Here is a 20028-nt window from a genome sequence, read left to right as displayed (position 1 = left end):
ATTATTTTGCCAACATTGGATACGGGAGAGTGTGGCGTGAAGATTTATCTGGTCGGTGGTGCGGTTCGCGATGCGTTGTTGGGCCTGCCGGTCAAAGACAAGGACTGGGTGGTGGTCGGTGCCACCCCTCAGGCGATGCTCGACGCGGGCTACCAGCAGGTAGGCCGCGATTTCCCTGTGTTTCTGCATCCTCAAACCAGGCAGGAGTACGCCCTGGCCCGCACTGAGCGTAAATCCGGCGTCGGCTATACCGGCTTTACCTGCCATGCCGCCCCGGACGTCACCCTTGAAGAGGATTTGCAGCGCCGCGATCTGACCATCAATGCTCTCGCGCAGGATGAAACCGGTCATATCGTTGATGCTTACGGCGGTCAAGCCGATCTGCAAAACCGTATTCTGCGCCATGTCTCCCCGGCATTTTCTGAAGATCCGCTCCGCGTGCTGCGCGTGGCGCGCTTTACTGCCCGCTACGCACACCTGAGTTTTCGCATCGCCGATGAAACCCTGGCCCTAATGACGGCGATGACCGCCGCAGGCGAGCTGGAACATCTCACGCCGGAACGGGTGTGGAAAGAGACCGAGAATGCGCTCACCACGCGTAATCCGCAGGTCTATTTCCAGGTACTGCGCGACTGCGGGGCGCTGAAAGTCCTTTTTCCGGAGATCGATGCGCTGTTTGGCGTGCCTGCCCCGGCAAAGTGGCACCCGGAAATCGATACCGGCATTCATACGCTGATGACCTTAAGCATGGCCGCGATGCTCAGCCCGGATGTGGACGTGCGCTTTGCCACCCTGTGTCACGATCTCGGCAAAGGGTTAACCCCGCCCGCGTTCTGGCCGCGCCACCACGGCCACGGCCCGGCAGGCGTGAAGCTGGTTGAAGCCATTTGTCAGCGCCTGCGGGTACCGAACGAGATCCGCGATCTGGCAAAGCTGGTCGCCGAGTTCCACGACCTGATCCACACCTTCCCTATCCTGAAACCGGCCACCATCGTCAAGCTGTTCGACAGCATCGACGCCTGGCGCAAGCCGCAGCGCGTGGAACAGATTGCCCTGACCAGCGAAGCCGACGTGCGCGGGCGCACCGGGTTTGAAGCCTGCGACTATCCGCAGGGACGGTTATTGCGTGAAGCCTGGCTGATTGCGAAAGCGGTGCCCACCAAAGACGTAGTCGAGGCAGGGTTTAAAGGCAATGAGATTCGGGAAGAGTTAACCAAACGACGGATTCAGGCGGTTGCTGACTGGAAGGAACAGCGTTGCCCTCAGCCGAAAGACTGAGGGCAGGTCATCAGAAGAACACCACGTACACCGCGGCTGCCACAATAAAGCGATAGATGGCGAACGGGATAAACGAGATGCGCTTGATAAGCGTCAGGAAGGTTTTAATCGCGAACAGCGCCACGATAAACGCAGCAATAAAGCCGACGGCAAACATCGGGATATCGGCCGTTGTCAGGAAGTGATAGCTCTTATAGAGGTCGAGCGCGGTTGCGCCCATCATCATCGGCACTGCCAGCAGGAACGAGAATTCGGACGCCGCATAGCGGCTCACGCCCATCAGCATCCCGCCTGAAATGGTCGCCCCGGAACGGGAGAAGCCCGGCCACAGCGCCAGACACTGGAAGCAACCAATCATAAACGCCTGACGGTAGGTCATGTCATCCAGACCGGGCGCGCGTGGCTCTTTCGGCTTCAGCACTTCGGCAGCGATCAGCAGGAAACCACCCACCACCAGCGCGTACATCACGTTGATCGGATTAAACAGCGACTTAATGGTGTCGTGGAAGATCAGCCCCAGCACCACCGCGGGTGCCATCCCGAGCAGAATGTGCAGCAGTGTCAGACGCCCTTTGCCGGTGCCTTCATGCGGTGGATGACCAAAGTGAATGCCAATCAGGCCAAACAGGCGACGCCAGAACATCACCACCACGGCCAGGATCGACCCTAACTGAATCACCACCTCAAAGGTTTTTGCCGTTTCACCTTCAAATCCCAGCAGGTGCCCCACGATGATCATGTGGCCGGTACTGGAAACCGGTAAAAACTCTGTCAATCCTTCGACCACACCCAGAATTGCTGCCACCAGCAGCGAGTGCATATCGCTCATCAATAAACCCCTAAAAAGACAGAAAAAACGGATTACCCAGTGGGCATCCGCAGAAGGAACAGCTGTAAGACCGATTTATCAGGAATTGGTTTAGCAATTATGACGTTAAATATTCCCTTTAAGATTTTGGCTACGCTCGATGGTCACACCCACATTCGCCGCCCGCGCCACAGCACCGGGTTTGCTGACTTTAATGCGCACCCACGGGGAGTTGAAACGGCTCAGCAGCAGTTGGGCTACCTCTTCCGCCACGCGCTCCACCAGCGCAAACCGATGGCCTTCCACGTGGCTGATGACGGTTTCGCTCACATCGGCATAGCTCAGACAGTCATTCACATCATCGCTTTTTGCCGCGGCCGCGTTATCCCAGCCCATTTCGATATCGAACACCAGCTTCTGTTCAATGGTCTGTTCCCAGTCATACACCCCAATAGTGGTGATTACCGAAAGTTGCTCTATAAATACTATATCCATCACGACCTGCCTGGTTTTTGGCTAAACCGGATACCACTCCCGGCGAATTATGCGTATTATCCACAGATGCTAAGTACAAAACGACATTTTCAAAACGGAACAGCGTTATGAGTGCAATCGCGCCTGGAATGATTCTCATCGCCTACCTTTGCGGCTCAATCTCCAGCGCCATTCTGGTCTGCCGTATCGCCGGGTTGCCTGACCCACGCGAGAGTGGTTCCGGAAATCCGGGGGCGACCAATGTACTACGAATTGGCGGCAAGGGAGCAGCCGTAGCGGTTTTGATTTTTGACGTTCTGAAAGGAATGCTTCCCGTCTGGGGCGCATATGCATTAGGCGTGACGCCATTCTGGCTCGGGCTGATTGCGATTGCCGCCTGTCTGGGCCATATATGGCCGGCATTTTTTGCTTTTAAAGGCGGGAAAGGCGTGGCCACCGCATTCGGGGCGATTGCGCCTATTGGCTGGGATCTCACCGGGGTGATGGCGGGCACCTGGCTGCTAAGCGTATTACTCAGCGGCTACTCGTCCATTGGCGCCATTGTCAGCGCGCTGATTGCGCCGTTTTACGTCTGGTGGTTCAAACCGCAATTCACCTTCCCGGTATCGATGCTCTCCTGCCTGATCCTGCTGCGCCATCATGACAATATCCAGCGCCTGTGGCGTCGCCAGGAAAACAAAATCTGGACCAAACTAAAGCGAAAAAAGAAAGCTTAACCTGACTGCCTGAAGAACCTCGCCTTGCTCTTTCACACCCTGCCGCGCATACCGGCACCACCATCCCGTGTCACCATGCACCCAATGGAAGAGATATCGTGTCAGCGAAAACCCGGATGTTTGATATCGCTATCTGACATCCGGGATTGCTCATCAGACGGCAGGCAGCTCTGCCAGCGGCCAGCGCGGACGCACTGAAACGCTCAAATCGGCGGTGGCGTCTGGCTTCAGGCGCACCATTCCGGCATAGGCGATCATCGCGCCGTTATCGGTACAAAATTCCGGGCGAGCGTAAAACACTTCTCCCCGACGTTTTTGCATCATGTCGGCGAGCTTCGTACGCAGAGTTCGGTTGGCGCTCACGCCACCCGCCATTACCAGGCGCTTAAAGCCCGTTTGATCCAGCGCGCGTTTGCATTTGATCATCAGCGTATCCACCACCGCATCTTCAAACGCGCGAGCAATATCTGCCCGGGTCTGGTCGTCGCTATCATTATTACGGATGGTGTTCGCTGCGAAGGTTTTCAGGCCCGAGAAGCTGAAATCCAGCCCAGGACGGTCGGTCATCGGGCGTGGGAAGACAAAGCGTCCTTCGGTGCCTTGCGCCGCCATCTTCGAGAGCATCGGACCACCGGGATAATCGAGCCCCAGCAGCTTGGCGGTTTTGTCAAAGGCTTCACCCGCCGCATCGTCAATGGACTCGCCCAGCAGCGCATACTCACCGATACCCGTCACACTGATCAGCTGAGTGTGACCGCCGGAAACCAGCAGCGCCACAAACGGAAATTGTGGCGGATTGTCTTCCAGCATCGGTGCCAGCAGATGCCCTTCCATATGGTGAACCGGGATAGCCGGAACATCCCACGCAAACGCCAGCGAACGACCAATTGTTGCGCCTACCAACAGCGCGCCAACCAGCCCCGGACCGGCAGTGTACGCCACCGCATCGATATCTTTTGCCGTTAAGCCCGCCTCTTTCAGCGCCGCCTGGATCAGCGGCACCGTTTTGCGAACATGGTCGCGGGAGGCCAGCTCCGGCACCACGCCGCCGTAGTCAGCATGTAATTTCACCTGACTATACAGTTGGTTGGCGACCAGCCCTTTTTCATCGTCGTAAATGGCGATGCCGGTTTCATCGCAGGAAGTTTCAATACCCAGTACACGCATGACTTGTTTTACCTCACTCAGATACCGCGCAGTGTAGAGCCTGGGCGGGTTGATGTAAAACTTTCCTCACCCCCACTGTTCACATCGTGTATACTCCTCACCCTTATAAAAGTCCCTTTCAAAAACGGCCGCGGTGCTTTACAAAGCAGCAGCAATTGCAGTAAAATTCCGCACCATTTTGAAATAAGCTGGCGTTGATGCCAGCGGCAAACCGAATTTATAAAGGTGAGAGTTACATGCCGGTAATTAAAGTACGTGAAAACGAGCCGTTCGACGTAGCACTGCGTCGCTTCAAGCGTTCATGCGAGAAAGCAGGTGTTCTGGCTGAAGTTCGTCGTCGTGAGTTCTATGAAAAACCAACGACCGAACGTAAGCGCGCTAAAGCTTCTGCTGTGAAACGTCACGCGAAGAAACTGGCTCGCGAAAACGCACGCCGTACTCGTCTGTACTAATCTGTTGGGGACACACGTCCTCAATTGTCAGACAGAGTAGTAGTCGTAAGGCCGTGCTTCCGGAAGGAATGCGCGGCTTATTTTCGTTTGTGAGTTACTAAAAATTCATGGGGCCTATGGCTGGACGAATTCCTCGCGTATTTATCAATGACCTGCTGGCAAGAACCGATATCGTTGATCTCATCGACGCACGGGTTAAGCTGAAAAAGCAGGGCAAGAATTACCACGCGTGCTGTCCGTTCCATAACGAAAAAACCCCCTCTTTCACCGTGAACGGTGAAAAACAGTTCTACCACTGCTTCGGCTGTGGCGCGCACGGCAACGCCGTCGACTTTCTGATGAACTACGATAAGCTCGAGTTCGTTGAAACCGTCGAAGAGCTGGCTGCCATGCACAACCTTGAAGTGCCCTATGAAGCAGGCAACGGACCCAGTCAGATTGAGCGCCATCAACGGCAAACGCTGTATCAGCTGATGGACGGCCTGAATGCGTTTTATCAACAGTCTCTCAAGCAACCTGCCGCTGAGCCTGCGCGTCAGTATCTGACCCGACGCGGACTGAGCGACGATGTTATTGCGCGTTTCGCTATTGGTTACGCCCCTCCCGGCTGGGATAACGTGTTAAAGCGTTTTGGCGGCAATAGCGAAGATCGTAAATCCCTCATCGACGCGGGCATGCTGGTCACCAATGACCAGGGACGGAGCTATGACCGCTTCCGCGAGCGGGTGATGTTCCCCATTCGCGACAAGCGTGGCCGGGTAATTGGTTTTGGTGGTCGTGTGCTGGGCGATGCCCTGCCGAAATACCTTAACTCCCCGGAAACCGATATTTTCCATAAAGGCCGTCAGCTGTACGGACTTTATGAAGCCCAGCAGGACAACGCTGAACCGCAGCGTCTGCTGGTGGTCGAAGGCTATATGGATGTGGTGGCTCTGGCACAGTTTGACATTAACTATGCTGTGGCGTCGCTGGGCACCTCGACGACCGCCGACCATATTCAGCTGCTGTTCCGGGTGACGAATACCGTGGTCTGCTGTTACGACGGCGACCGGGCAGGACGCGATGCCGCCTGGCGAGCACTGGAAACAGCACTCCCGTATATGACCGACGGGCGGCAGCTGCGCTTTATGTTTCTGCCCGACGGTGAAGACCCGGATACGCTGGTGCGTAAAGAGGGTAAAGCGGCATTCGAAGCGCGGATGGAGCAGGCTCAGCCGCTCTCCACGTTTCTGTTTAACAGCCTGATGCCGCAGGTGGATTTGAGCACCCCGGATGGCCGTGCACAGCTCAGTACGCTGGCGCTGCCGTTGATCACCCAGGTGCCCGGCGAGACCTTACGCATTTATCTGCGCCAGGAGCTGGGTAAAAAACTCGGCATTCTGGATGACAGCCAGCTTGAACGTTTAATGCCGAAACTGGCTGACGGCAACGCGGTTCGCCCCGCTCCCCAGCTAAAACGCACAACCATGCGTATACTGATAGGGTTGCTGGTGCAAAACCCGGAACTGGCACCGCGAGTGCCTTCGCTGACGGGCCTGAACCACGAAAAGCTGCCGGGACTTGGCTTATTTTCAGAACTGGTCAACACTTGTTTGTCACAGCCAGGTCTGACCACCGGACAACTTTTAGAGCACTATCGCGGAACAAAAGCCTCCGCGACCCTTGAAAAACTGTCGATGTGGGACGATATAGCAGATAAAGATATCGCTGAAGAGACCTTCACCGACTCGCTCAACCATATGTTTGATTCGATGCTTGAACTGCGCCAGGAAGAGTTGATTGCTCGCGAGCGCACACACGGTTTAAGCAGCGAAGAACGCCGGGAACTCTGGATGTTGAACCAGGAACTGGCGAAGAAATAAACGTAAAGACAAAAGTATTTAACGGCTTAAGTGCCGAATATCGTTCGGGTAGATCCCGACAGCCGCACTGAGAGGCAGCGGCACAAATATAAGTACGCCCTCGCTTTAAAGGTTGGCTGCAGCATCGCCGACACCAATCAAACGAATAAGTGTGGATACCGTCTTATGGAGCAAAACCCGCAGTCACAGCTGAAACTTCTTGTCCAACGTGGTAAGGAGCAAGGCTATCTGACCTATGCCGAGGTCAATGACCATCTGCCGGAAGATATCGTCGACTCCGATCAGATCGAAGACATCATCCAAATGATCAACGACATGGGCATTCAGGTGATGGAAGAAGCACCGGATGCCGATGATCTGTTGCTTGCTGAAAACTCGAACAACACTGATGAAGACGCTGAAGAAGCGGCTGCTCAGGTTCTGTCGAGCGTTGAGTCTGAAATCGGGCGCACCACTGACCCGGTTCGCATGTACATGCGTGAAATGGGTACCGTTGAACTGTTGACCCGTGAAGGCGAAATTGACATCGCTAAGCGCATCGAAGACGGGATCAACCAGGTTCAGTGCTCCGTTGCTGAATACCCGGAAGCCATCACCTATCTGCTCGAGCAGTACGATCGCGTTGAAGCGGAAGAAGCGCGTCTGTCCGATCTGATCACCGGTTTTGTCGATCCGAACGCTGAAGAAGACATGGCGCCAACGGCGACGCACGTCGGTTCAGAGCTGTCTCAGGAAGAGATGGATGACGACGAAGAGGAAGATGAAGAAGAGAGCGACGACGACAGCAGCGATGACGACAACAGCATCGATCCAGAGCTGGCCCGTGAGAAATTCGGTGAGCTGCGTACCCAGTACGAAATCACCCGCGACACCATCAAAGCCAAAGGCCGTAGCCATGCTACCGCTCAGGCTGAGATCCTGAAACTGTCTGAAGTATTTAAACAGTTCCGTCTGGTGCCAAAACAGTTCGATTACCTGGTTAACAGCATGCGCGTGATGATGGATCGCGTACGTACCCAGGAACGCATTATCATGAAAGTGTGCGTTGAACAGTGCAAGATGCCGAAGAAAAACTTCATCACCCTGTTCACTGGCAACGAAACCAGCGAAACCTGGTTCAACGCGGCGATCGCAATGAACAAGCCATGGTCTGAAAAACTGCGTGACGTGTCTGACGACGTGCATCGTGGCCTGCAGAAGCTGCAGCAGATTGAAGAAGAGACCGGCCTGACCATCGAGCAGGTTAAAGACATCAACCGTCGCATGTCTATCGGCGAAGCGAAAGCCCGTCGTGCGAAGAAAGAGATGGTTGAAGCGAACTTGCGTCTGGTTATCTCTATCGCTAAGAAATACACCAACCGTGGCCTGCAGTTCCTGGATCTGATTCAGGAAGGTAACATCGGTCTGATGAAAGCGGTTGATAAGTTCGAATACCGTCGTGGCTATAAGTTCTCCACCTACGCCACCTGGTGGATCCGTCAGGCAATCACCCGCTCTATCGCGGATCAGGCGCGCACCATCCGTATTCCGGTGCATATGATTGAGACCATCAACAAGCTCAACCGTATTTCCCGCCAGATGCTGCAGGAGATGGGTCGCGAGCCGACGCCAGAAGAGCTGGCTGAGCGCATGCTGATGCCGGAAGACAAAATTCGTAAAGTGCTGAAAATCGCCAAAGAGCCTATCTCCATGGAAACGCCAATCGGCGACGATGAAGATTCGCATCTGGGTGATTTCATCGAGGATACCACCCTCGAGCTGCCGCTGGACTCAGCCACCACTGAGAGCCTGCGTGCCGCCACCCACGACGTTCTGGCTGGCCTGACCGCCCGTGAAGCGAAAGTCCTGCGTATGCGTTTCGGTATCGACATGAACACCGACCACACGCTGGAAGAAGTGGGTAAACAGTTCGACGTTACCCGTGAGCGTATCCGTCAGATCGAAGCGAAGGCCCTGCGCAAACTGCGCCACCCGAGCCGCTCTGAAGTACTGCGTAGCTTCCTGGACGATTAATTTCGCCGGAATTGAAAAAGCTCCCAATGGGAGCTTTTTTTATGTCTGCGACCTGAACGGGCATGCCTCGGTTTTTTCCCTCTCCCTGGGGGAGAGGGTCAGGGTGAGGGCATCACGCCGCACAGATCCTACAGCCCCCGCACCACCAGCGCCTCATCCAGCTCCCGATACGCTTCCACCAGCTTCTCCAGCGTCGCCCTGTTCAGCCCACTTGGATTTGGCAGCACCCACACCTGAGTCACTCCGATGGTGATGCTCTGTTTGCCCCACTGTGTCCCACGCTGGCTGAACGCCTGCTCATACGCCTGCTTACCGAGGATCGCCAGCGCCGCTGGCTGATAGTCCTCTATCTTCTTAATCAGTTCACGCCCGCCGCTGCGAAGCTCATGCAGATTTACTTCGCTTGCCTGCACCGTGGGCCGCTCGACCAGCATGGTAATACCGCAGCGGGTATCCAGCAGCTGCTGCTCCTCTTCCGGCTTCAACAGCTTGTCGGTAAACCCAGCCTGGTAAATCACCTTCCAGAAACGGTTTCCGGGATGTGCAAAGTGAAAACCCGTATGGGCAGATGACTTACCCGGGTTGATTCCACAGAATGCCACCCGCAGTCCGGGTGCAAGAATATCGCCGATCATTTTTACTCCTGCTGATAGAAAACTCTGCAAGTATAAAGGATTGAAAATGCGTTGTTTATAAAAACAGCAGGCAGGCGCGTATAGCTGGATTGCCGCGAGGAGTTACTTTATAATCCTCCGCCACGGCCCCTTAGCTCAGTGGTTAGAGCAGGCGACTCATAATCGCTTGGTCGCTGGTTCAAGTCCAGCAGGGGCCACCAAATTTTAGCCTTTAAAACAGAATGTTACGCCACCTTTCCTAAGGTGGCTTTTTTCTATCTGTTAGTAGTTGTCGCAAAAGTGTCGCATAAGATTGTAAATCCTATCCCCAAAAGGAACGCCCCTTGCTAGGATGAGAGGTTCAGATGTCATGAAAGTGAAAAATGCATTGCATTCAGTATTGGTTTTTTTCAGAACCAACCCGCACCTAGGCCCATCAATACTACTTTTCGCTCTAGGGATGATATTCCTTCTAACAATGGCGTTTTCAGCTGTATCAGGGGCACTATTCGGTGCCGGTGCGTCTTTACTCGGTGCATGGATCTCAGATTTCAATTTACGTAAAAAAGAAATAGAGTCGAAGAAACAAAAAGAAAGCGATGCACAAAAATATCTAACCCCTGAACTTTTACGAACTGTAGTTAGAGTTCTTAAAATTCAGGACCGTGCAATAATCAACTACAGTAGCACCGCCCGAGAAAACAATAGAAGAGGCGTGCTTACATATCCCTTACATCCTGGCATTCAAGATACGGTTGACCTAGGTGATAAAAAGGAAGATTTTCTACCCTACCTTCCCTTGCTATATCCAAATGTAAATCAATTCAGTGACTTACCAGGGGATAAGGCCGTTAAATTGATAACTTATTACGACTCTCTCTTTGAACTTGAAACCTTTGTAAAAGACTGGTGGAAAAGAGAAGGACAAGTACCTTCTAATATTTTTAACTACATTAGCCATCAATCTGAACGTAGCCTTAGGTTAGCCTTGGAGTGCTTGAAAGAATTTCAGATTGAAAATTCTATCCATGAATTAGGCCATTCACAAAGTATCTCTTCACGGATCGAATCTGCATTAGAACAAGCGAATAAAATTAGAGAGCGATCAGAAGCTGATTTTAGGAAGGCAAAAGCTGGCAGCCTAAATGGTTAATAGTTACTGTTTACCAACATGCTGATCACTCAAAAAATCATTATGTTATAGCCATCCTGAAACCCAATTGTCGGTAAGGTGGCGACAGAGATAGAAGGTGCGATTCTTTATATGGATAAAGTGAATACCGTTTTAGTCCTCCTGATTACAGTATCGTTAGCTCTGATTGCTCTGTTCACAGGAACTGGCTCAGTTTCAGACACAATAGCAATTGGAGGTTCTGGCGTTTCATTTCAGGCCCCAAAAGCTGTGCCACTTATCCTGGCTGTCGTTTGGTTATTGCTTTGGCAGCGCTTTATGGTTCTCTCCTTACATGAAAATAAACCTGAAATAGACAAATTAATCCAAAACAAACTGAACGATTCAGGCTTCGTTCACAAAGCTTTCTCAGCTAAGAAAGCTGGATTTCCAGGAGTCTATGGTGTGTGCAAATGGCCATGGCCAGATTCCAAAATCCCCCAGACAGCTGCCGGAAACTACGTTCATTATGAGAGAGGGTTGCTAGCTCGGAGATTTAAGTTTTCATATTTCGGAAACGATGCTACCGGTGGGGGTATGTTCGTACATTTCGGACCAAAAGCGAGCAACATCAAGAACGGAACGCTTACCCCTTTAAATCTGGGTTATTGGAAGTGCCTGCTTTTTGAGGTGAAATTTCTAACAATTCGCCTTTTTGATACACCTTCAGTAGGGCAGCATTACATACCCCATGTGATTGCGTGGACAACAGCCCTAACAATTCTCCTAATGACAATACATCAATCTTCATTCTGACTTTTTCAGTTTTGAATCGTTAATCGAAAGCCGCACCATCCCGCTAGATTCAGAACTTATTGCTGAACTACCAAGGAAAAACGGCGCTCTTTTTAGCCCATGTTATTACGCTTTCAGATCGGCACTCGAAAGGGCAGGAATTGAATTACCCGCCGGGCAGCTTACGCACGTACTCAGACACACATTTGTATCTCATTTTATGATGAACGGCGGAAACATACTTGTGTTGCAAAAAATTCTAGGTCACACTGATATTAAAATGACTATGCGGTACGCTCACTTTGCCCCAAATCATTTAGAAGAAACGTTAAAATTAAATCCATTAAATTTTCGTGGTGGAGAAAATGAAAACTGATAATGAATCAAGAAATGAAAAGCTTTCATCATACATTTCATACTATAAAGATTTAAAAAACCCTAAATATGCCGTGCTGGTTAAGGGTGAGTGGGGCGTAGGGAAAACTCATTTAATAAATAACATTCTGAAAGATAATGAGAAGTTTTATATTAGCTTATTTGGGCTAACTACTATACAAGAAGTGCATTCTGCCGTATTTGTAAAAATGTATCCAACCCGGTCACGCGCGAGGAAAGTTCTAAATTGGTTTGGCAATTCTAGTATGAAAGCCAATGATGTTACACTTACGTTAGGTCCTTTAATTGGGAATATAGCCAACGCCATTATAAAAGAAAAGGTAGATAACTCTAAGCCAATAGTATTCGATGATTTAGAGCGCTGCAGTATTAAGTTAGAAGATATATTTGGTGCAGTTAATAAATACGTTGAACATCACGAATGCAAAGTAATTGTTATTGCACATGATGATAAACTGAATTCAGATCTAACAGATAAAAAAGAGAAGATATTTGGTCAAATTATTAAAGTTTCCCCAGACATAGACGGTGCTTTTAGCCGCTTCATAGAAAAAAGTAAAACTCCCTATGCATTTAATAGTATTAAAGAAATTGTCTATAAGTCCTTTTTAGCATCCGAATGCCAATCATTGCGAGTATTAGATTATATAATCAATGACTGCGCAAGAATGCTTTCTTGTATTCCTGATCATTTAAATAAAAACAACCATTTATTGTCCGAGCTTTTTACTTTATTCACAGCATTAGATATAAATTACAGATTGGGAAAGATTAGTGAAAATGAAATTGATGCAAGAAACTCCGTTCTCTATTACGTCAATAAAAATAAAAATGGAACTAAAGAAATACTTGATGAAATAAAAGAGAACTATAAAAAACATGAAACCCCCTTGAATATGGATAGTGATTTATTATCAAATGAAATTCTAATTGAAACTATTGTCAATGGGCTTTATAACAAAACCGCAATAGTGAATAGCATCAATGATAGTCGGCATTTCATGAAAGCGGAAAGCAAAGGTCCATGGTATACAATCATGAATTTCGACTCATTTGAAACATCTCAAGTAAATAAAGCTCTGACAGATTTATATTCACAATTCGAAAAATTAGAAATAATAGATAAAGGAGAAATCTTACATTCAATCAACCTGCTTTTTATGTTGTCCGAAGCAAAGCATATTGATAAAAGCATAGATGAAGTCTTTATGTTTTTTTTAGAATATTTAAAAAAACTACAAGCAAATAATAAACTCCCTCCAGCAGACCGTTTTGAAGATTACGGACATTACAGAGACTCTGCTTATGGATATGGTTTTTGGATAAAAGATTCATATAAACATTACTCTAAAAAATTGAACAAAATCTTTAAGGATCAAGAATACATATCCCTAAGGAAACAATATTCATCTTACTTAGTTGAATTAAAAGAAAACCTACAAAATAATACATCTCTATTTTGCGATCAAATATCCAGAAATGGGTTAAAAGAAATCAACAGATTTGGATATATTGATGTCTTATCTGCTTTCAAACCTCATGAATTTGTTGATATGTGGCTTAGCATTGACTTAGCACAATGGCATAAAGTCAGAACGGCTTTAGTTAATCGCTATAGTGCAGGGGCATTACATAACGATCTAAAAAAAGAAGGGCGTTGGTTAAAGTATGTCAAAATGAATATTCGGCATCGCGCCTCAAAGGCTTCCGGGATAGACAGACTAAGAATATCCAGATTACTAATGGAGTTATAGCTGAAAGTAAAGCGCAGAAATGTCGCAAAAGTGTCGCAGTAGCTTAAGTTCATTGGACAACATAGGATGATATTGGCTTCCTACATCACTGATTTATAACTAAGTTATTGTTTTTATGTTGGTCGTTATGGTTCTCATAATCGCTTGGTCGCTGGTTCAAGTCCAGCAGGGGCCACCAGATACAGCAAGGGCTGGAGAGAAATCTCCAGCCCTTTTGCGTTTAAACACCATCCATACCGCGCCACACATTTGTGCACCTGTTCTGCGAGAACAGCAACTCGCGCCCATGAAAAAGCGAGAGAGGCCTTCACCCCTCTCGCTAAACGTAACGACCCTTACATCATCTGGAAAACCAGCGAGATAGCCATACCAAAAGTGATGCCATACACCCAGTTATGCTGCGCCATCACCCGCATCCGCTTACGATTGCTGATGGTGACGTTTTCAAGCAAGTTGCGAGCGGTGCGCGTCTGGCTGACATAATGGGTAATAATATCTTTTGAACAATGCCGAAAATGTTGAATGTCATCTCTTATAAACTCATCGACCTCGCCTTTATTGGCTTTGAGTTCTCGCACGATCCCTTCTAAGAGTTTTTCCATTCCTTTGACGCGCAGGACAACATCATCTTCCAGTTTCATCAGTTGCATAATTCAGATCCATGATTGCATTTAGTTGCCGAGGACAACGTCCGTTTCCTCGGCAACCATGATGCGCGTCGATGCTTTTCGTATCAACCAGGGAAATATTAATTATATTGAACTGGAAAAAACGTCATCTTCAGCCCTGTCAGTGGCGAAAACGCAGACATTGCCTCAGCCCCCCGTCACCATCAAAACCTCATCGACAAAGCTTTTGGCGCGTGGAATATCATCCTCATCCACATGCTCAATAATCAGCGGGATATTCGGGTATTTTTGCGCCAGCAGATTCAAATACAGCGGATAGTTCAGCGCCCCTAATCCGGCTGCCGGCAGCTCGACCGAGCCCGCCCCACGGAAGCTATTATGCTCTGCTGCCCCGCCACCAAATTTCTCGGCGACCGCATCGGTTCGTTTGCAATCTTTGGCGTGGGCAATTTTGATTTTGCTCTCCAGCACGTCAAAAATGCTGTGCAGAGTGTGGTCGATGGCCTCGATGTTGCTATCGTCAAAATAGTTGGTGGGATCCAGCGCCAAGCCAATACCAGGGTGGTCGACCTCGCGCAGCAGTCTGGCAACCTGCGCGACCGAACCGATAATATTGTTAACGTAGTTCTCGACTAAAAATACCGCGTTATGTTCATACGCAAAGGTCGCCAGATCTTTGGCGATCGCTTTAAACTCCTGATACGCCTCTTCGGTACTGTTTTTAGGATCGTACAGCCAGTCGCTGTCGGTGTTATAGGTTCCCGTTTCGCTGATGACGTAAGGGGTGCCAAAATCACGGGCGTGGGCGAGGATCTCTTTCACCGCGGCGATATTCTCGGCACGCTTCACCGGATCCGGATGCACCAGGTTGGTATAGGCCGAAATCGCCACGATCGGCAGCGACGCCCGGCGAAAGGCGTCCCGCACCTGATGTGCTTTTTCTACCGTGATATGCCCCCGGCGCAGATCCACATCGGTGAACTCAAGATCCAGCTGCACGCAGCCCATGCCCGCCTGCTGAATTTTGGCGATGGTGTGATTCAGGGTGCCCGGGTAATAACCGGTGAAAATGCCGACGTTAATCATTGTGTATTCTCCAGTAGAATTTCATTGAGATAAACGGTTCTCTCTTCCTGAATAGAGACATAGCAAGCTTCAATGCAGGCCAGGGTACTGAGGTTGTCTTTGGCACTGAGGAGGGGCTCTGTCCCCTCTTCAATTGCACACAGTAAATTGGCCATCGTGCCAATAAAGGCATCCGGGAACCATTGCCGTTCCCACCGCGGCGTCACCCACTCTCCGGGGTTATTTCGCGTCGCCAGCTTCAACGTGCTGCCGCAATAATCCGGCTCGCGGCGATGCCAGCCAAAATCCCCTTCCGCAAGGCCGTCGGTGCCCTCTACGCGCCAGTTGATATAGTTATTTTTTGCGCAGGGTTCACCCGGCCAGGCCCACACGTCATCCAGGCTGGTGGCGATAAGACCATTCGCGTACTGGAAGCTGTACTGGGTGATGCCATCGGTATGGGCGAATGTGGTACGGGGATCTGTCCGGCATATCGCAGTGACTTTGAGCGGGTTGCCAAATAAAAAGCGGAAGGCATCGATGTGATGGATCGCCATGGCATACAACTCCAGCTTTTTATACTGCTGCAAAAAGAGCTGCCAGTCTGGAATGGCTCGCATATCAATACTGGCAATAACCGGGCTGCCAATCAGTTGATTCTCAAGGATGTATTTCAATGCACGCATCGACGGGTCGTAGCGCATATTGGAGTTAACCGCGATGGGAATACCGCTCTGTTCACTGAGACGCACCATCTCGTGCCCCGCATCCAGCGACATCGCCAGCGGCTTCTGGCACAGAATGCCTTTAATATGGCGGGCGGGAGAATGGGGTCCGCAAATAAAGCGCACGATCTCAAGCTGGACATGCGGGGGAACCGCAATATCAATAATCTCGATGTTCGGGTCGCAGACCATCTCCTGCCACGTTTCGTAAACTTTATGGATGCCAAATAATTCGGCGAGCCGGTGACAATGATTTTGTTCCCGGGAGGTAATACCGACGGTATTAAATCCGGCCTTCTGATAGGCCACCAGATGGCAATGCTCAACAATAAAACCGGCGCCGATAACCCCGATTTTATAATCCAGTCGTTTGGGCAGAGCGGGTCGTGTGGCCTGCTCTAATTGACGTAATAGCGTGTCCATAAAACCCCGTAATCACAGTGAAGTAGCGAGCGGTGAATTCACTGTAGTCGGCCTGGCAAAAGAGTGTCATAGGCAGAATTCTCTGCCATATGGATACAAATCTCAGGGGAACGGTTATGTGAGTAAGCTCATATCAGCCCTCCCCCGTGCAGATAAAAAAGCCCCGCGCCATTAACATGCCGCGGGGTCAGAAAGAGATGCCGTTACGTGCCGATTAATCGAGGTGGTATATCTCTTCCATCTCGACCCACAAGGTTCCCTCTGGCTCGCCGTCCAGCGGTTTCTGGCAGGGTCCGGTTTGTTGCCACCATTCCTGCGTTTGCAGGTGGGCGGCCATTTTTGCCTGATCGGCTGGGTAGTTATCCCCGCTGTATTCCAGGTAACTGAATAACAGCCCGTTTTTATAATAAATAGAGAAATTACGTAAGTTGCACGCTTTAATCATGGCGTTCACTTCTGGCCACGGGTTTGCGTGCAGCGCCTTATAATAGTCCAGCTTTTCCGGCCGGACCTGCACCACGCAGCCAAAGCGGCGTATTTTTCCCATCAGGCTAGTCCTTATTATCAATCACACCGGCACGCTGCAGAATATGCCTGATCTCCACTTTCATCTCTTCAGTAAGTGGCGATGCGGGCGGTAGAGAATGAACCGGAATATCCAGCCCGATAAGCTGTAAGGCATACTTCACGGCGTTATAGAAAGGGAGATCCATACTGTAAAGCGGTGGGATCCAGGAGAGAGATTGCTGCAGTTCTACCGCCCGTGAGAAATCCTGTTTGCGGAAGGCATCCAGGATCCCACAGGTGAGTTGCGGCGCAAAGTTGGCGCTGGCCGGAATACAGCCGTCACCCCCCAGAATCAGCGTTCCCAGCAGGTACTCATCATAACCGGCAAAAATAGCAAAATCGGGACGATGCGGCTTCACCGCGTGGATCGTTTCACGAATATGCGACAGGGTATCGACAGTATCCTTCAGGCCCACGATATTGGGGCAGCTTAACGCCAGCTCACGAATGATATGCACAGGCAGGGGCTGCCCGGTGAGTGCCGGGAAGTTATACAGCAGGATCGGCAGCTCCAGTGCAGCGGCAATCAACTGGTAATGGCGCAGCAAATTGGCGTCGCTGAGCGGGTTGTACCACGGGTTGACCACCACCACGCCGCTGGCGCCGATGCGCTGAGCATGCAGGCCCGCGTCGATCGTTTGTTGCGTGCCGCAGTATGCTATGCCGATCAGCACCGGTTTTCTGCCGGCAACCTGGCGCACACAGAACGCGGCCACCTGCTCGCGCTGGGCGTCTGACATATGGGCGAACTCACCGGCGCTGCCGAGGAAGAACAGGCCATCTACCGGCGAAGCGAGTAAATGTTCAATTAATGTCGCCTGGGCGACCTCATCAAATTCACCGTTTGCATCAAACAGTGTCGGAACCGGGGGAATAACACCACTAAAACGAGGCTGATTCATTATCTTCTCCTGGGATGATTATCTGAACATAACGCTATTTTATTTAACTGATTTTATCGGTAATACAAAGAAGGATGAGGCAAACACAAATATAATTGCCGCGATAAACAGTGTCGAATAATCATTATTAAAGGTTGATAACAACCATGCGGATAAAACAGGGCTGAACGACTGAGGTAAAACGGTCGCGATAGTCAGAATCCCCATGTCTTTTCCCGCCTGTTTGCCGCCACCCGGTAATACCTGAGTCATCAGCGCCATATCGATAGAGGTATAAGCCCCGTAGTCCAGACCGAGAATGGCCGCGTAGTAATACATGCCGTTCAGGGTCGGAACCAGTAAGGGGATCACCAGGCCTGCGGCCATCAGAATACTGGAGGCAAAGACAAAGATTTTGCGCCGTTGAAACTTATCAGACAGATAACCCGATACCAGGCCGGAGAACAGCAGCGTGACCAGGGTAATCAGCGAGATTGTACCGATGGCGTAGTTGGCGTCTTTAACGCTTAACCCGATGTAATCCTGCAGAATATACAGCTGATACGTCACCACCCCCTGGTACCCCAGGAACATGGCGAAGCGACCGAAGAACGCCCAGCCAAAATCGGGGTAATGACGCGGACTGACCCAAAAGCTTTTGAAAAAGGTCCTCCAACGGAAGGGTTCAACCTCCAGCGTCCGGGTTGAGGGCTCACGGTTGATCAGGACAAAGGCGGTGCAACAGGCGACGATCGCCAGGCCAAACACCAGATAGCCAAGCTGCAGGTTCCAGGCCAGGTAGCCAGCAATAATAATGCCAACCGTACCGCCCGCGGTCGATCCCGCCCCGACAAAACCGGAGGCAATGCCGCGGTTTTCCGGCAGGAAGCGGTCAGCAACCACCGTAGCTAAAGGGCCATTCATACAGTTGAGCGAGATCGCCGCCATCAGCCAGAAGACGGCGATGCCGGCCACCGTGGTGGTCATCGAAATACCAAAAATCGCCAGCCCGCCGATGAGGGCGCCCCCCACAATCCACGGTGAACGACGCCCCCAGGTTGACCGGCAGCGGTCGGACAATGCCCCGGCAATGGGTTGCGCAAAAATGGTAAACAGCAGGGCCGACGTCATGACAATGGCCAGGTTGTTGGCTTTATTGGCAGGATCGATTTGCGCGATGTGGTTCGGCAACAGCACGGAAATAACGCCGCAGTACAGGGCCAGCAAGACAAAAAAGTTGCTAAATAACGACGCCAACAGGATCCGCTTTTTTCTTCCGGTCACCAGCAATGTATTGTCTGCAGGATTATCCTTAACGCTGTTGCCTGTCTTTGTCGGGTGCAGGATATGACTATTATCAGACATGCTTATTTCCTCAATTATTATTTTGCGTAGGGTAATGCGAAATAAACGTCATCCTGACTTTAGTGATGATTAAACGGCTCTCCTGACTGTGATAAATAAACCTCGCGTGCATTCCCGGCCATAATGGCCTGCCTGTCGGCGACGCAAAGATCGGCAATCGCCATCTCGACACACTGCTTCCAGCGCGCATAGCCGCCAGCCAGATTGACTACCGGCCAGTCGCTACCAAATAAACACCGTCGCGGGCCAAACACCTGCACAGCATGCTGGATCCACGGCACAATGTGCGCCGGGCTCCAGTGCTGCCAGTCCGCTTCGGTTGGCAAGCCAGAAATTTTGCAGCGTAAAGCGGGAAAAGCGGCTAACGTCTCGATGGCGCATTGCCATTCGTGCCACGCGTTATGGATAATTCCCGGCTTCCCCATGTGATCCAGCACGACCTTCGCGTCAGGATGCTGGCTGTACAGCCAGCTCAGGAGATGATGCACGGCCGGAAGCTGACGCGCCCGAACGCACAGGTCGAGGACAAATCCCTCCCGTGCCGCCGCCAGCAGACCGGCACGATAATGGCCATCGTAGAACAACGCATCAGGTTCGTTTTGTAATGAACGACGTACGCCCACCACGCGGGGCATGGCGCGCAGCTGCCGCAGGTGCGCCACCACCGCGTCGCCCTCTTCTAACGGTGCCCAGGCCACAATGCCTGCAAGGTGAAAAGGCGAATCCTCGGCCAGCTGGTTAATCCACATCACCTCGTCCAGCGCCTGTTCCGCCGCACAGTCAGCCTGCACCACAATCGCCGCCTCCGGGATGTCCCCTGCGTGCGCCCGCTGGGCAGGCAGTTGCGGGCTATTGAGCGCAGGCACCGCATTCAGCCAGTCGTAGCGCAGTACCCGGGGATCCCACAGATGA

General features: G+C 51.0%; 19 protein-coding genes, 1 tRNA gene and 1 pseudogene. 10 read left to right on the top strand and 11 right to left on the bottom strand.

The annotated features are described in order from the left end of the window. Positions 1-36 precede the first annotated feature (36 nt). Complete coding sequence (locus ACRDD5_RS10375; RefSeq protein WP_438676707.1) at positions 37-1278, top strand: multifunctional CCA addition/repair protein; 1242 nt, start codon at positions 37-39, stop codon at positions 1276-1278. A gap of 10 nt (positions 1279-1288) precedes the next feature. Here the strand turns inward: ACRDD5_RS10375 and bacA are convergent, their stop codons facing one another. Further along, on the bottom strand, positions 1289-2107 hold the full coding sequence (gene bacA / locus ACRDD5_RS10370; RefSeq protein WP_438676706.1) for an undecaprenyl-diphosphate phosphatase: 819 nt from the start codon (positions 2105-2107) through the stop codon (positions 1289-1291). 105 nt (positions 2108-2212) lie between these two features. Further along, positions 2213-2581 (bottom strand): bifunctional dihydroneopterin aldolase/7,8-dihydroneopterin epimerase, encoded by a 369-nt coding sequence (gene folB / locus ACRDD5_RS10365; protein ID WP_438676705.1) that lies wholly within the window; start codon positions 2579-2581, stop codon positions 2213-2215. Between the two features lie 107 nt (positions 2582-2688). Between folB and plsY the strand changes: the two genes are divergently transcribed. Further along, a complete protein-coding gene (gene plsY / locus ACRDD5_RS10360; RefSeq protein ID WP_438676704.1) occupies positions 2689-3297 on the top strand; it encodes a glycerol-3-phosphate 1-O-acyltransferase PlsY in 609 nt (202 codons plus the stop codon). A gap of 153 nt (positions 3298-3450) precedes the next feature. On the opposite strand, the gene tsaD is transcribed toward plsY, so the two are convergent. Beyond that, the gene (gene tsaD / locus ACRDD5_RS10355; protein ID WP_438676703.1) at positions 3451-4464 is read right to left on the bottom strand and encodes a tRNA (adenosine(37)-N6)-threonylcarbamoyltransferase complex transferase subunit TsaD; all 1014 of its coding nucleotides are present in this window, start codon (positions 4462-4464) and stop codon (positions 3451-3453) included. A 236-nt stretch (positions 4465-4700) separates the two neighbouring features. Between tsaD and rpsU the strand changes: the two genes are divergently transcribed. From rpsU to rpoD, 3 genes are all read left to right on the top strand, one after another. Further along, positions 4701-4916 (top strand): 30S ribosomal protein S21, encoded by a 216-nt coding sequence (rpsU, locus tag ACRDD5_RS10350; RefSeq protein ID WP_001144069.1) that lies wholly within the window; start codon positions 4701-4703, stop codon positions 4914-4916. A gap of 116 nt (positions 4917-5032) precedes the next feature. Continuing rightward, entirely contained in the window at positions 5033-6778 is a 1746-nt protein-coding gene (gene dnaG, locus ACRDD5_RS10345; RefSeq protein ID WP_438676702.1) for a DNA primase, read from the top strand. Between the two features lie 123 nt (positions 6779-6901). Continuing rightward, positions 6902-8791, top strand: coding sequence for an RNA polymerase sigma factor RpoD (gene rpoD / locus ACRDD5_RS10340; RefSeq protein WP_271284632.1), 1890 nt, complete (start codon positions 6902-6904; stop codon positions 8789-8791). A 128-nt stretch (positions 8792-8919) separates the two neighbouring features. On the opposite strand, the gene mug is transcribed toward rpoD, so the two are convergent. Further along, positions 8920-9426: a G/U mismatch-specific DNA glycosylase gene (gene mug, locus ACRDD5_RS10335; RefSeq protein WP_438676701.1), complete on the bottom strand. Its 507-nt coding sequence runs from the start codon at positions 9424-9426 to the stop codon at positions 8920-8922. 124 nt (positions 9427-9550) lie between these two features. On the opposite strand from mug, the gene ACRDD5_RS10330 reads away from it, so the two are divergent. From ACRDD5_RS10330 to ACRDD5_RS10310, 5 genes and pseudogenes are all read left to right on the top strand, one after another. Then, positions 9551-9626, top strand: a tRNA-Ile gene (locus ACRDD5_RS10330). Between the two features lie 149 nt (positions 9627-9775). Beyond that, positions 9776-10558, top strand: coding sequence for a hypothetical protein (locus ACRDD5_RS10325; RefSeq protein WP_438676700.1), 783 nt, complete (start codon positions 9776-9778; stop codon positions 10556-10558). A gap of 111 nt (positions 10559-10669) precedes the next feature. Beyond that, a complete protein-coding gene (locus tag ACRDD5_RS10320) occupies positions 10670-11332 on the top strand; it encodes a hypothetical protein (RefSeq protein WP_438676699.1) in 663 nt (220 codons plus the stop codon). Between the two features lie 28 nt (positions 11333-11360). Continuing rightward, positions 11361-11687 (top strand): annotated as a pseudogene (locus tag ACRDD5_RS10315) (tyrosine-type recombinase/integrase); the annotation flags it as partial. Continuing rightward, positions 11677-13461 carry a P-loop NTPase fold protein gene (locus ACRDD5_RS10310; RefSeq protein ID WP_438676698.1) on the top strand — a complete coding sequence of 595 codons (1785 nt, stop codon included), beginning with the start codon at positions 11677-11679 and terminating at the stop codon, positions 13459-13461. The pseudogene ACRDD5_RS10315 and the gene ACRDD5_RS10310, both read left to right, overlap by 11 nt. A gap of 335 nt (positions 13462-13796) precedes the next feature. On the opposite strand, the gene ACRDD5_RS10305 is transcribed toward ACRDD5_RS10310, so the two are convergent. The 7 genes from ACRDD5_RS10305 to ACRDD5_RS10275 form a co-directional block, all read right to left on the bottom strand. Then, positions 13797-14111, bottom strand: a complete 315-nt coding sequence (locus ACRDD5_RS10305) for a hypothetical protein (RefSeq protein WP_271284485.1) — start codon at positions 14109-14111, stop codon at positions 13797-13799. 165 nt (positions 14112-14276) lie between these two features. Then, a complete protein-coding gene (locus ACRDD5_RS10300; RefSeq protein ID WP_438676697.1) occupies positions 14277-15176 on the bottom strand; it encodes a sugar phosphate isomerase/epimerase family protein in 900 nt (299 codons plus the stop codon). Then, positions 15173-16303 carry a Gfo/Idh/MocA family protein gene (locus tag ACRDD5_RS10295; RefSeq protein WP_271284483.1) on the bottom strand — a complete coding sequence of 377 codons (1131 nt, stop codon included), beginning with the start codon at positions 16301-16303 and terminating at the stop codon, positions 15173-15175. Before ACRDD5_RS10295 ends, ACRDD5_RS10300 begins: the two co-directional genes overlap by 4 nt. A 214-nt stretch (positions 16304-16517) precedes the next feature. After that, positions 16518-16850 carry an L-rhamnose mutarotase gene (locus tag ACRDD5_RS10290; protein WP_271284482.1) on the bottom strand — a complete coding sequence of 111 codons (333 nt, stop codon included), beginning with the start codon at positions 16848-16850 and terminating at the stop codon, positions 16518-16520. A 4-nt stretch (positions 16851-16854) separates the two neighbouring features. Then, positions 16855-17772 (bottom strand): dihydrodipicolinate synthase family protein, encoded by a 918-nt coding sequence (locus ACRDD5_RS10285; protein ID WP_438676696.1) that lies wholly within the window; start codon positions 17770-17772, stop codon positions 16855-16857. Positions 17773-17811: 39 nt separating this feature from the next. Further along, complete coding sequence (locus ACRDD5_RS10280) at positions 17812-19116, bottom strand: MFS transporter (protein ID WP_438676695.1); 1305 nt, start codon at positions 19114-19116, stop codon at positions 17812-17814. Between the two features lie 59 nt (positions 19117-19175). Next, on the bottom strand, positions 19176-20028 hold an 853-nt coding region (locus tag ACRDD5_RS10275), incomplete at its 5' end, for an amidohydrolase family protein (RefSeq protein WP_438676694.1).

It is taken from the genome of Silvania sp. (genome assembly GCF_051656365.1).
GTDB classification, from domain to species: Bacteria; Pseudomonadota; Gammaproteobacteria; order Enterobacterales; family Enterobacteriaceae; genus Enterobacter; species Enterobacter hatchlandensis.
This window is presented reverse-complemented; position numbering and strand designations above follow the sequence as displayed.